The organism is Ilyomonas limi, assembly GCF_005233845.1.
Taxonomy (GTDB): Bacteria; Bacteroidota; Bacteroidia; order Chitinophagales; family Chitinophagaceae; genus Ilyomonas; species Ilyomonas limi.
Genome location: NZ_SZQL01000011.1, coordinates 141,068 through 153,906, shown reverse-complemented (window position 1 = coordinate 153,906; position 12,839 = coordinate 141,068). Strand labels below are relative to the sequence as shown.

Annotated in this window: 8 protein-coding genes; 4 read left to right on the top strand and 4 right to left on the bottom strand. The window is 40.3% G+C overall.

The features are described from left to right. Positions 1-63 precede the first annotated feature (63 nt). The gene (locus FC093_RS24070; protein WP_206106577.1) at positions 64-1,257 is read left to right on the top strand and encodes a hypothetical protein; all 1,194 of its coding nucleotides are present in this window, start codon (positions 64-66) and stop codon (positions 1,255-1,257) included. Between the two features lie 144 nt (positions 1,258-1,401). Here FC093_RS24070 and FC093_RS14400 read toward each other — a convergent pair whose 3' ends face one another. Then, positions 1,402-3,432: an ATP-binding protein gene (locus FC093_RS14400; protein ID WP_137262493.1), complete on the bottom strand. Its 2,031-nt coding sequence runs from the start codon at positions 3,430-3,432 to the stop codon at positions 1,402-1,404. Positions 3,433-3,985: 553 nt separating this feature from the next. On the opposite strand from FC093_RS14400, the gene FC093_RS14395 reads away from it, so the two are divergent. After that, on the top strand, positions 3,986-5,224 hold the full coding sequence (locus FC093_RS14395; protein WP_137262492.1) for a PQQ-dependent sugar dehydrogenase: 1,239 nt from the start codon (positions 3,986-3,988) through the stop codon (positions 5,222-5,224). Positions 5,225-5,364: 140 nt separating this feature from the next. Here the strand turns inward: FC093_RS14395 and FC093_RS14390 are convergent, their stop codons facing one another. Continuing rightward, positions 5,365-8,748 carry a choice-of-anchor tandem repeat GloVer-containing protein gene (locus FC093_RS14390; RefSeq protein ID WP_137262491.1) on the bottom strand — a complete coding sequence of 1,128 codons (3,384 nt, stop codon included), beginning with the start codon at positions 8,746-8,748 and terminating at the stop codon, positions 5,365-5,367. A gap of 19 nt (positions 8,749-8,767) precedes the next feature. Further along, positions 8,768-9,058 carry a hypothetical protein gene (locus FC093_RS14385; protein WP_137262490.1) on the bottom strand — a complete coding sequence of 97 codons (291 nt, stop codon included), beginning with the start codon at positions 9,056-9,058 and terminating at the stop codon, positions 8,768-8,770. Positions 9,059-9,771: 713 nt separating this feature from the next. On the opposite strand from FC093_RS14385, the gene FC093_RS14380 reads away from it, so the two are divergent. Both FC093_RS14380 and FC093_RS14375 read left to right on the top strand, forming a co-directional pair. Further along, complete coding sequence (locus tag FC093_RS14380) at positions 9,772-10,674, top strand: DMT family transporter (protein ID WP_137262489.1); 903 nt, start codon at positions 9,772-9,774, stop codon at positions 10,672-10,674. A 141-nt stretch (positions 10,675-10,815) separates the two neighbouring features. Continuing rightward, positions 10,816-11,925: a glycosyltransferase gene (locus tag FC093_RS14375; protein WP_137262488.1), complete on the top strand. Its 1,110-nt coding sequence runs from the start codon at positions 10,816-10,818 to the stop codon at positions 11,923-11,925. Here the strand turns inward: FC093_RS14375 and FC093_RS14370 are convergent. Then, positions 11,910-12,764, bottom strand: coding sequence for a DUF3473 domain-containing protein (locus FC093_RS14370; protein ID WP_137262487.1), 855 nt, complete (start codon positions 12,762-12,764; stop codon positions 11,910-11,912). The two genes, FC093_RS14375 and FC093_RS14370, sit on opposite strands and share 16 nt — an antisense overlap. Between the last annotated feature and the right edge of the window lie 75 nt (positions 12,765-12,839).

Genomic DNA, 12,839 nt, shown 5'->3' with positions numbered 1-12,839 from the left:
CTTTTAGGGATGCATTGTACGCCGAAGAATGCAGATATTTGCTTTAAGGCTTTAATGATGGGTATGAAAGGAAACATCTGGTTATTATTTATTCTTTTTCTAATCGGTTTTTATTATTTATTACCAATAAATGCTGCCGCTCAAAAAACGACCGTTGAATACGGACCATTTGAGCCTTATGGCGGCAGGAGAGAAGTAACTTATAATAAGGATAGTGTGCCTGTTGAACTAAAGGAATATGATATAGTAGGCAATTTGCGCCGGCATATAATAGTGAGTGGTGATACTCAAAACCGCTTAACACGGAAGGAAGAAAGTATTTATGATGAAGAGAAACATTTAATTGGTGGTTTCAAAAAAATAATCTCCTATAAAGACAGTCTTGATTACGGCGGTAAAACGATCTATAAACAGTTCGATCCTCAGGCTAACACGTTTATAACCATTAAGCCTTTAATATCAGGTTATCGGCAGGCAATGATTACATCTCCGCCCGATTCACTGCAGCTTGATACTTTCTATAAAAAATATACAGATGCTTTTGGCATTCCAATCGTTTCATCAGGAAAAGCACCTGATGCAGCGTTATTGGTGGCTCGTGATATTGTGAATTATATGCTGATGAAAAGACCAGCTATCAGAGCGGAATTAGTGAAAAGAAAGTCGCGTGTGCTGGTAATGGCTGAAACAGAAATGGAAACGGATTTGCCGGAACGACGTGACTGGAAAAAGCCCCAACGCAATGACACAAGGCTTACGCCAGCTGAGCGGGAAAACTATGATAAGGTTAATGGTATTGGCAGTATGAGTGATAAGCAATATTGGAATCAACGCGCCAGAGGTATGGGCGGCAACGTAGTATCTTGCGCCGAAGAAAACCTGCTGGGGTATGCCGGTACAAAGTATTATGGCGAAAATATTTTGGTGCACGAATTTAGCCATAATATAATGAGCGCATTGGCTACGGTAGATACCGCACTCTATGTTGAAATTGAACAGGCTTACGAAGCTGCAAAATCGAAGGGGATGTACAAAAATCAGTATGCTATTAATACGGTAGCAGAGTATTGGGCAGAAGGTACGCAATGGTGGTTTTGGTCGAACGATGCATTTGATGACGGACAGGTGCATATACAATCACCAGATGATTTAAAAATGTATGACCCGGCACTTTACCATATTTTGGAGCAGATATATTACGGCCATCATATTACGGCAGATGTGTATTATCAATTAAATATACATTCAACCCGGTAAAAAGCATGTTTTACAATTACACAGCGTCATCAAAACTTGCCAGGATAAGGTAAAACAATCAGAAAAACATATTAAAGATGAAAGTTGGTATGCCGTATTGTTTATTTTTAGTAATAAATAAATACTTATGCATTAGCAAAATAGTTAACTGTATGCGGCATTTGGAATAACAATAAAGAAACTGGTACCAACACCCACCTGGGACTCTACCCTGATGGTACCACCCAGTTTTTCTACTGTTTCTTTTACGATATACAAGCCGAAGCCCGAACCGGCTGATTTTGTATTTACCCTGTAAAATTTAGTAAAAATATGATCGAGGTGTTCTTGTGCAATGCCTTGCCCGTTATCAGTAACTTCTATGGTTGCCTCCTTTTCGGTAACGTGTACCACAATTTTTAAATAAGGGTTTTCCTGCTCTTTATTGTGATGCTTTAATCCATTAGAGATTAAATTGTTTATGATCATACTTAATCTTGTCTTATCTGTTTTAAATACACATGGCTGGCTTACTTCTATCATTCTTTTTATCTTTTCTGAACGATAAGAAAAGAGCTGATCCTGCAAAGCATTCTGTATAAATTCTTCGAGGTTTATGGGCTCATATTGCAGAGCAGTACTTTTGTTTTTTGCATACTGCAGTATTTCGTTTATTAAAGCATCCAACCGTAATATGATCTTTTTTTGAAAATCAACATACTCATTTTTTTTATCCTTATCTGCTTCCATTTTTATTACTTCCGTCATAGCCAGCATGGAAGTAATAGGCGACTTCAGATCGTGCGATGTTCTGAATACTAAATTATCCAGTTCTGCATTCAACTTATTCAACTGCTCATTCGTTTCATTGATCATATCATTTTTTGTGTTAAGCTCACTATTTATCTGCTCCAGTTGTTTATTCAGTTTCTCAATCTTTATAAATGCCTGAAAAAATTGCTTTGCCACTGTAGTTGCCTGGCAGATAACAAGAATGTAAAGTCCGGCATACAACAGGTTAATGCTATGTATAATAAGGGTTGTATAAAGGATGTCGTTAATAATGGTTATAAAAAGAATAATAAACCCCGCAAGAAAATAAACACTGCCAACTCTGCTGTGTTTAACTGCACACATATACACATACAAGCCATAGCAGGATGTAAGTATCATAAATAACTGGAAAGGTCTTAATGTGTAGCGAAAAATAAACGGCGATGTAAATATGGCTGCAACGATAAAGGGGATACTGATGAATAATATATAACGAAGCATCTTTTTTGAAAATTCCCTGGGAAATAATTCATATGAAAAAAGAGACAACACCGGAACTGTTAAATATACCGATAAAAACTCAACATGTTTGATAAACTGCCAACTTAAACTAGTAATATAGTTAATACCCAACTCGCCTGTTACAAGCGGACGAAAGCCTATTAAGATGCAGAATAATGCAAAATATAAGGGCGATCTTCCCCGCCTGAAGAAAAAGTAAATCACTAAATAAAAAATACCAATAAGGAAGAAACTACCTGTAATAAAAAAATCCTGTGCTATATTTTTTATCCGGTAAATAATTATTTGTTCCTGTGTGCCCAGTTGTATAACGTCCCACAGACCGCCAATACTGTAGTTAAAGTTGGCAACCTGTATTACAATATCCAATGTATTATTTACTGGCGTTACCGTTATAAGCATGGGTTGGTAAGCCGGTGTGGTAGTTGCCTCGCTGGTGCCTACCTTGCCTATTTCGGTTAACTGCTTTCCATTTACAAATAGTTTATAGGTCGATGCTATCGTTAGAAATTCCAATGCAAGCTGTTTATCCGATGGCGGGCACAATACTTTCAACCTGTACGTAGCATAACCAAAAGCAGGTTTGAACCAACTCTGGTTGGGAATAATACTATTCCAAAAGCCGGGAACTACAGCATAAACAGATGGAGTAAGTTGAGCAGAATCGAAAGAAGCTGGTGTGTATAATTTATTCCAGTAAAATGCCCATTCACCGTCTAAATTGATTATGCCGTTTTTTGCCCAGCTACGATTCCGTAAATCAAGTATTCCTTTTACTGCAGTAGTATGTTGCTGGCTATAACAGCAGCTTATTGCCAGCAACAGCGTGAGGAGAAAGACCGTCCTTTTTATGCCTGCTAAACTGAATAATATTAGTCTAAATACCGAATTCTTCATCATAATCGTATTAACAGATTCTTTCCGGAAAAGCACACTTACAAAACGATTGTTTAGCTGTCATGGTATCTTTAAATCGGGGACTCAGTCTTAATGGGGCATGTTAAAAACATCAGCTAATTTTGGATGTGTAAACGTAAAAATGTTTTTTTATATTAACAAATCGTTTAATTCTTAATACAATAGACTTTTAACCGTTTAAGAATGCCTATTATCCTGAAGGATTACAACTGCTGGTTGGAGAAATATGCAGTTGCAACAGACACCACCATTTGTGCTAAATCATAAGTTCGTAAAAATGGTACATATTTAAAATACTTAGTTTAAATAAATAATAGCAGGCTATTACAACCCAATTTTTATGCTGCTTTTTGTAACCGTATGTTCCTCTCTTTCCCAGAGCGCTTTTATACGGGAATAAGAAGCAAAAAACATGTGACAGATTAGCGGGTTGCCATTCTATATTTTCTATTTTATAAACGGTCATATAAATTTTAAATAATGGTACATTATCTGTTGATTATTAATCAATCATTTCATCAAAAGACAAATTAACATGTATAAACTATTTTTCCTTTTAATTGCTCCCTTATTGATATTTGCCTGTGGCAACAAAACAGCCGGTAATAAAACGGCTGATAATAATCCGGTAGATACGGCTTCTAATAACCCGCCGGTAGAAACAAAAGCACCCAATTCCAGCTACAAGCCTGCTTTTAAAGGACAAACCCGTGCTCCCGGTGTTAAAACAACTACACCTTATGAAGGAAAAGTGCTTACGGATAAGCTAAACAGCCCGTGGGGAATTACACAGCTCCCGGATGGCAGGTTTCTGATAACGCAAAAAGAAGGTACTATGCGGATTGCAACAAATACCGGCGAGCTGAGCGAACCGATTACTGGTTTGCCACCCGTTGTTAATGCCGGACAAGGTGGGTTGCTGGGCGTTACTATTGATCCGCAATTTGAGAGTAACCGGATGGTGTACTGGGCTTTTTCGGAAAAGACACCAGAAGGCAACCTGACTGCTATAGCTAAAGGAAAATTAGCTGCTAATGAAAAACAGATTGAAAATGCTACTGTTATTTATAGAGCAACACCGGCTTATAATGGTACTTTACACTACGGTGGAAGAATTCTTTTTGATGGCAAAGGCAACCTGTTCATTAGTACTGGCGAACGCTCCGACTTACAAACAAGGCCACAGGCGCAATTGTTGAACTCGGCTTTAGGTAAAGTAATCCGTATAACGACGGACGGTAAGCCGGCGGCTGGTAATCCTTTCCTAAACAGAAATGATGCACGCCCTGAGTTGTACTCTTATGGACACCGCAATGTGCAGAGCCTTGCCATTCATCCTGCAACGGGCGACCTTTGGGAGGCCGAATTTGGACCCCGGGGTGGAGATGAGGTAAACAGGATAGAGCCTGGAAAAAATTATGGCTGGGCAACCATCACTTACGGAATTGAATACAGCGGTAAAAAAGTAGGGGATGGTATTACGCAGCACGAAGGAATGGAGCAGCCGGTATATTATTGGGACCCTGTTGTTTCGCCCAGCGGAATGACGTTTTATAGTGGCGATAGCATACCGGAGTGGAAAAATAACTTATTTATTGGTGCGCTAAGTGGTACTCACATTGTACGGCTGGTGATTGATAATAACAGAGTTGTAGGTGAGGAAAGATTATTAGCCAATGAAGGACAGCGGTTTAGAGCAGTTACGGAAGGTAAGGATGGCGCCTTGTATGCAGTAACCGACGGTGGCAGGTTGTACCGGATTGGACGGAAATAAATAGTTCGGTATTCTCAGCGGGTTGTTCAGGAGATTCCTTCATTTAAAATACCGTACTTTTATGTGTATATTGTAATAGTACCAAAGGCTACTTCAATAAGAAGTAGCCTTTGGTTTTTTTATTAAATAATTTACCTGTATTACCGGTGAGCTATTACTACTTTCTTTGTTTGCTTATTACCCTCTTCATCCAGCACCACTATAAGGTAAGTGCCGCTTGCCATGTCTGATACATTAAAGCGTTGCTGGGCATGCCACTCATTACCCATTGTTTGCAGTTTAGCTTCTTTAAGCACTTTACCTTGCAGGTTTGTTAGTTGCAGAATAACCTTTCCTCTAAAGCTATCCAACTTCACGTTGAGAACATTATTGGCGGGGTTTGGAGATATACTTACCACGTAAGTGCTACCGCCATTATTACGCCCTACAGGTGAAGTAGAAGAAGTTTCATCATCGAGAATAGTGCCAGTGCCCAATGCTCTGCTAATAGTTGCATTTACAGGATTGCCCAAACGCACATTGAAGGTTTCATCACCTTCTACAATCGCATCGCCGTTGATGATAATAGAAATGGTTTGCTTCTTTACACCCGGCTCAAAGGTGAGCATGCCTGATTGTGCTTCGTAATCATCAGGTGCAGTTGCTGTTCCATTTCTTGTTCTGTAACTCACCGTTACCGTTTGTGCTGAAGTAACCGAAAGCGTAACTGAAAAAGTCATCTTCTGCATACCGCTGTTGCCTTCTGTTAGCGATACATCATTAATTCTTAACTTCGGTACTGCACAGCCTTCATCAACAGTGCCATCGCAATTGTTATCTTTTCCATCGCATAATTCGGGTGCGCCGGGATAAATGGTACCATCCCCATCGTTACAATCAGTGCTGTTTGCAACATAGCCGGTTGGTTGTTCGTTGGCAGTAGTTACTGTATTAGCATTGCCATAGCTATCGCCGTCCGCGTCGGCATACCAGGTCTTCAGGTCAAATCCGTCACAATCCTGGTCAATACTATCACCAGGTATTTCGGTGGCATCAGGATGAATGCCTGTATTACTATCATCACAGTCGCCGGTGCCGCCGGTTAGTTCTGCAAGCAAAAATCCATTAGCAGGGCGGCTGCATTGCATGGTGCTGTCTCCTGAGTAGCCATCTGCATCCGCATCAATATACCAGGTTATAGCTTTATTTGCATTGGCATCACTGTCGTTGCAGTCGGTGCTATCTGCTACATAGCCCGCAGGTTGGACGCAAGCTACCGTACTGTTGTTTATATCGCCATAACCATCACTATCTGCATCCCGGTAAAATGTAGTACCTGCGCAGGTTGCTTCGGTTAAAGTAACGTATTGTGGAGCGCTTCCGTTTGTGCCATCAAAGTCCTGCAATTTTGTATAGGTAGATTTTGCAGGTGCAAATGAAAAAATAACACCAGCATTATTATTACCGCCTGCATTGGTTACACCATACAGTTTGCCATCAGCCGCCTGCATAAGGCTGCCGTGTGGGTTGCCGCCACTAATACCATCAAAGTCTTTGCGCCTGGCAAATGTTAAAGTAGTAGGAATAAACGAAAAAATAACGCCTTTATCACTGCTGCCGCCAAAGCTGGTCATGCCGTACAACTTACCATCTGCAGCCTGTAACAGGTTGCCTGTTGGGTTGCTGCCATTGGTGCCTGCAAAGTCTCTTTGTTTGGTATATATTGAAGTTGCAGGATCAAACGAAAAAATAACACCGAAGCCTTTGCTGCCGCCTGAGTAGGTCAGGCCATACAGTTTGTTATCAGTAGCCTGCATCAGGCTGCCGTAAGGATATGCGCCGTTGGTTCCATTAAAATCTACCAGTTTTGTATATACCAAAGTAACCGGGTCAAAAGAAAATACAACGCCGGCTCCATTATTTCCACCGTAGTAGGTCATACCGTACAGCTTTCCATTCGTAGCTTGTATTAAACTGCCGGTTGGATTGCCGCCTTTGCTGTAGTCAAAATCATATACTTTGGTGTACAAGGAAGTAGCGGTATCAAACAAAAAGATTACACCATATCCCTTGCTGCCACCCGAATAGGTCATACCATACAGCTTGCCATCTTTAGCCTGCATCAAACTGCCGTAAGGATTGCTGCCATTGGCGCCGTCAAATGAATAGAGATTGGTGTACATAGAAGTAGCAGGGTTAAAAGAATAGATTACACCGGCACCCTTGTTTCCTCCGGTATTCGTCATGCCATACAGCTTTCCGGCACTTTGTATCAAGCCTGCCAGTACATTGCTCCCCACCGTATTGGAACCAAAATCCTTTACTTTAGTATAGCTTAACTGGCTGGGATCAAAAGCGAAAATAACACCACTGCCGCCGCTTCCACCATTGGTAGTCATACTATACAGCTTGCCATCGGTCGTTTGTACCAAATTACTTTGGGGGCTGCTGCCATTAGCATCATCCAAATCTTTCAGTTTCACATAAGCGGCAGTAACCGGGTTAAAAGAGAAAATAACGCCGCTATTATTGCTGCCACCATCACTGGTGGTACCGTACAGTTTGCCGTCGGCTGCCTGCATTAAACCGTCATAGGGATTGCCGCCACTTGCAATATCAAAATCTTTCAGTTTGGTATAAGTGAACGTAGAAGGGTTAAAAGAAAAGATAACGCCATCATTAAAGTATCCACCCGCATTAGTCATACCATACAGTTTGCCATCGGCGGTTTGGATTAGATGACCGTAAGGGTATGCGCCGTTGGAGCCATCAAAATCTATTTGCCTGCTATAAGTTGCAGTGGTAAGATCATAAGAGAAAATAACGCCTTCCCCCTTACTGCCACCGTAAGCTGTCATGCCGTACAGCTTGCCGTCGGCTGCCTGCATAAGGCTTCCGTAAGGACTACCGCCATTGCCACCATCCAAATCCTTTAGCTTGGTATAAACTAAACTGGAAGGATTGAAAGAGAAAATAACGCCCGTATTGCGGTTGCCGCCATAGCTGGTCAACCCATACAGCTTGCCGTCGGTTGCCTGTATCAGATGTCCGTAAGGCCAGGCACCATTAGCTATATCCAAATCCTTCAATTTTGTATAAACAGCACTAACAGGATCGAACGAAAAAATAACACCGGCATTATTATTCCCACCATAGGTAGTCATACCATACAGCTTGCCATCTTTAGCCTGCATCAAACTGCCGTAAGGGTAGGTGCCACTGCTAACATCAAAGTCCTTCAGCAGCGTATATTTTGAGCTTGTGGGTTCGTAAGAAAACAATACACCATAATTGTTGCTGCCACCATACCGCGTCATGCCGTATAGCTTACCATCATTGGCTTTTATCAAACCAGAAAATTGAGGATGCGCGCCGTCGGGCGAGTCGAAAGTAAATATGGCGTTGAGGATGCCTGCATTCGTATTAAATGTATTAATAGTGCCTTTACCATTGGTACCTCCGTCGGAGGCGGTACCGTACAACACCTGTGCATGGAGCGTAAAAAAACAAGCAATACAACTAAGTGCGAGTAATATTTTTTTCATTAGCTATGGTTTAATGGGTTTAGTGTGATGAAGAATGAAACTGCCTTTCAAAACCTGGAGGAAATACACGCGGAAAATGACCTGATTTCTGGTATTCATTTATCAGCCATTTGGCTGCCAGGTAAGCATCTGCTTTTTCAATCAATCTGATATTTGGCAATGGGTTTTCGGTTTGGTGCAGCACCAGTTTCTCTCCGCGCAGAATGTCAAATCCGTAATAACCGTCAATAGTGGGTATCAGGCGTATGGTAAAATGCTGGTATTCTATTTTGTCTTTCAGGGGGTCTAACGATACTGGCTTATGCCGCATTGGTGGCTGGGCATGCGCCAGCGCGGTTAGAAGGCAAAAACATGTCAACAGAAGTAAGTGTCTCAATGTAAGCAACAGGTTATTCCGTTTTTTTTTACAGGCATCCAGGTTGTTTTTTTGTAAGTGCATATGGGTTTATTTTTTAAAATTGAATACGGTTTACTGTTTTGGTTTAGTTGAAATGTAATGCAAGATGTAGGTATATACTATTTTATACGTATTTGCCGCTTGCCTTAGTGCTGTTGTTCATGATATGGATATACAGCAGTTTTTTAATATGTTTTGGTAGTTAAGCAGCATTCCAGTCAAACATTATTTGTTTTTATACATCGCAGGCAACTTACTTAATTGTGCCTTCATGTTTATAATTTCAGAAGAATTTAAATAGGCAGGCTGTGTTTCGAGACTACTAAAAAATGTCTTATCCTGATATATTGGTTTATAAACAATTCTCTTGTGTAATTGGCTCTTCATTTCTTTATGTGGCGCTTTATGGCTACAAATATATTAAAAAGTTATCAAGAGTAGAGCAGCTTATATAACCTTTTAGCTATTAAATGTTTATAGTTTATGTAAAGGACGAAAATGTAAAAATTTCATTTTTTACACAAACACTACAAGAACTAATTGTTGTGCAATCTCTGCTACTATTAATTTCGCAGCCTTAAGCCAATAAAGTGCATATATGTGCTTTACTTGAATATAATACCTGCATGAAATCATCCCCATTACACAGCACTACTCCGTTTATTATTACCGGACTGCTTTTTTCCATGCTCTGGGCATCCGCTTCTGTTGCCGGAAAAATAGGCATTCAATCTGTAGAGCCGTTGCTGTTGTTCAATGTGCGCTTCTTGCTGGCAGGTACAATCATGCTGGTATATGCGTACCTGTTTGCCAGAAAAAAACTGCCGAAGAGAGGGGACTGGAAACAGCTTGTTATTTTTGGGTCGTTAAATACCACGCTGTATTTGGGCTTGTATATTATTGCACTCAAACAAGTGTCGGCAGGTATTGGCAGTCTGGCGCCTGCTACCAATCCATTGATGATTAGTGTACTTACCGCTGTGTGGACGGGCAGAAGAGTGAAAGCAGTGCAATGGCTAAGTATTGCCTTGGGTATGGCAGGCGTTATCATTGCTACATATCCGCTGCTGCAAAACAGCACTGCTACCGTACAGGGTTTGATTTTAATGCTATTGAGTATGTTATGTTACTCTGCCGGTGTTATTTATTTTGCCGAAACAAAGTGGCAATTGCCTTCGATAGTTATAAATGGCTGGCAGGTATTTATTGGCGGCATATTGCTGCTGCCTTTCTCTTTATTAATGCATCACCCCAACACCATCAACTATTTTGACAGTAAATTTTGGGGAGCCGAAGGCTGGCTCGTTATTCCTGTATCCATTATATCGGTTCAGCTTTGGTTGTATCTTTTAAAAGTAGATGCAGTAAGGGCTTCGTTGTGGCTGTTTTTGTGCCCTGTATTTGGTTTTGTATATGCCGCTATTTTATTAAATGAGCCAATTACCGTATATACGGTTGTAGGTACTTTATTTGTGATTATTGGTTTGTATCTGGGGCAAAAGAAAAGGCCGGTGAACAAGATGGAATAATGCTGATTTCGTCTTGCTCACAAGTAATCAAATTGTTTAGTTCTTTCTCATTGCTATTCTTCTTTCTTACGTATTTTTATTCATTGCTTGTAGATTAATACTTACATCAATAAACCCTTTAAAACCAAAATGTAGAATTACATGGAAAGAATAAAAGTAATGCATATCACCCAATCGGTTGGAGGTGTGGAAACGTACATTCGCCAGGTAATTCAGCATATTGACAGCAATAAATTTGAGATTGTGCTTGCATCCTCCGAGCCTTCCATTGAGCAATTTTGCAAAGAGAAAGGTATAAAGCATTATCGCGTTCGCATGTCGCGCGGTTTCAATCCTTTTACCGATATATTGTCTATTTTCCATTTGCGAAAATTGATTGGAAAAGAAAAGCCGAAACTGGTACACCTGCATAGTTCCAAAGCAGGCTTTATAGGGCGTATTGCTGCAAAAACAAAAGGTTGTAAATCGCTCTTTACGCCGCATGGCGGCTCTTATCTTTCGTTTACCGGCTTTAAGCGGTGGCTCTTTTTTCTGCTTGAATTAATAGGGAAAAAATTTACCTATAAACTGCTTTGTATTTCGCATACAGAAGCCAACCGTTTTATCTATGCCGTTGGCATTAAAGCCGAAGATATTTTTATTATACCCAACTCTTTGTTTATTCCATCTGCTCCGCCACAAGTACCTGATACGCTGGGCTTGTTGCAGGGCAATATTAAAATTGGCACCATTGGCAGAATCACCTATCAAAAAAATCCGTTGCTTTTTGCAGATATTGCTTTTGATACGATACAACAGTTTCCCGATGCACATTTTTATTTTTTAGGCGCCGGCTTTCACGACCATTTACGTGCAAAACTGGACGATAGAATAAAGCAATATGGTATAAAAGATAAGGTGCATCTCATCAACAAAGGTGATGCTGTTTTAGCGCTCAATTTTTTGCGGCAAATAGACCTCTTTTTGCTGCCATCGTTATATGAAGGCTTGTCTTATGCGTTGCTTGAAGCAATGCTGGAAGGCGTGCCCTGTATTGTAAGTAAAACAGATGGCAATAATGATGTAATTAATAATAATGAAAATGGTTTTGCCTGCCTTACGAAGGAGGAATATTCAGCAATCATTGCTGCGTTAATAAAAGATAAAGAACGCGCGAAATGTATTGGAGATAAGGGAAAACAGTATGTAATGGCAAAGCATAATATTAGCAAAAACATCCGGCAATTAGAGCAAATTTATGCTGAATTATAAGTTGCTTTTTCGGTTGATGTGACGGTATAATGTTGCTCTTTTGCTTTGTATAGTATGGCTGATAAAGGCACAAATTGAAAATCATTAAATAACCTTTCCAGCTTTTCTTCTGTTTTGTGGAGGTTATGATAATGCGTGTGTACCGCACGATGTGCCAGTCCTTTGATGTATGGTTGTTTTGCATCAAACTCCCACGGATGGAAATAAAAAAGTGCAGGACGATGTTGCAATAAACGTTGCAGCCGCTGTTTGAAATAATAATAAGGAAGCGTTCTGAAATACGCACCGCCAACACCAAATTGCAGTCCTGCCACCGGAAAATTGCTGATGGGAAATTCTATTAAACCACTCGGTAGCTTGTGTATTTCTTTATTGAAGCCGGTAATACCCGCACGAAATGTATTGCCCGGAAAAATGCTGGAATCATATACAAATCCTTCTTCTTTTAAAATATCCAGCACCCGGATATTGTTCTGGTTTATAGAAAAATAAGGCGCACGAAAGCCTTGATAGCTTTCACCCAATTGATTAATAAGCGTTTTACATTGTTGTATTTCTGCCCTGAACATTTCGGGCGTAATATGTGCAAGAAATGGATGTGAATAGGTGTGGCAAGCCAGCTCATGTCCTTCGTTTTTTATTTCTGCCACCAGTTCCGGAAATTCCTCCATTGTCATACCGAGCAAAAAATAAGTAGCTTTTACATTATGTTTAGCAAGAAATTCCAGCAGTTTGTAATGCCCGATTTTAATGCGTCTTTCGAGATGTTTCCATTCAGTTACCGGCATACCTAACCCATGATACCAATCTTCCCAATCTACGGTAAAGCATAGTTGCATAGTTTATAATTAATTTTTGTTAGTACTTGTACATGATCATTTTAAATTAACTGGAGAGTAATTAAATTATTTTGG

What these genes read in the sequence shown, in the direction of transcription:
- FC093_RS24070 (WP_206106577.1), top strand. Translation starts at nt 64, where the DNA reads ATGAAAGGAAACATCTGGTTATTATTTATTCTTTTTCTAATCGGTTTT.
- FC093_RS14400 (WP_137262493.1), bottom strand. Translation starts at nt 3,432, where the DNA reads ATGATGAAGAATTCGGTATTTAGACTAATATTATTCAGTTTAGCAGGC.
- FC093_RS14395 (WP_137262492.1), top strand. Translation starts at nt 3,986, where the DNA reads ATGTATAAACTATTTTTCCTTTTAATTGCTCCCTTATTGATATTTGCC.
- FC093_RS14390 (WP_137262491.1), bottom strand. Translation starts at nt 8,748, where the DNA reads ATGAAAAAAATATTACTCGCACTTAGTTGTATTGCTTGTTTTTTTACG.
- FC093_RS14385 (WP_137262490.1), bottom strand. Translation starts at nt 9,058, where the DNA reads ATGCGGCATAAGCCAGTATCGTTAGACCCCCTGAAAGACAAAATAGAA.
- FC093_RS14380 (WP_137262489.1), top strand. Translation starts at nt 9,772, where the DNA reads ATGAAATCATCCCCATTACACAGCACTACTCCGTTTATTATTACCGGA.
- FC093_RS14375 (WP_137262488.1), top strand. Translation starts at nt 10,816, where the DNA reads ATGGAAAGAATAAAAGTAATGCATATCACCCAATCGGTTGGAGGTGTG.
- FC093_RS14370 (WP_137262487.1), bottom strand. Translation starts at nt 12,764, where the DNA reads ATGCAACTATGCTTTACCGTAGATTGGGAAGATTGGTATCATGGGTTA.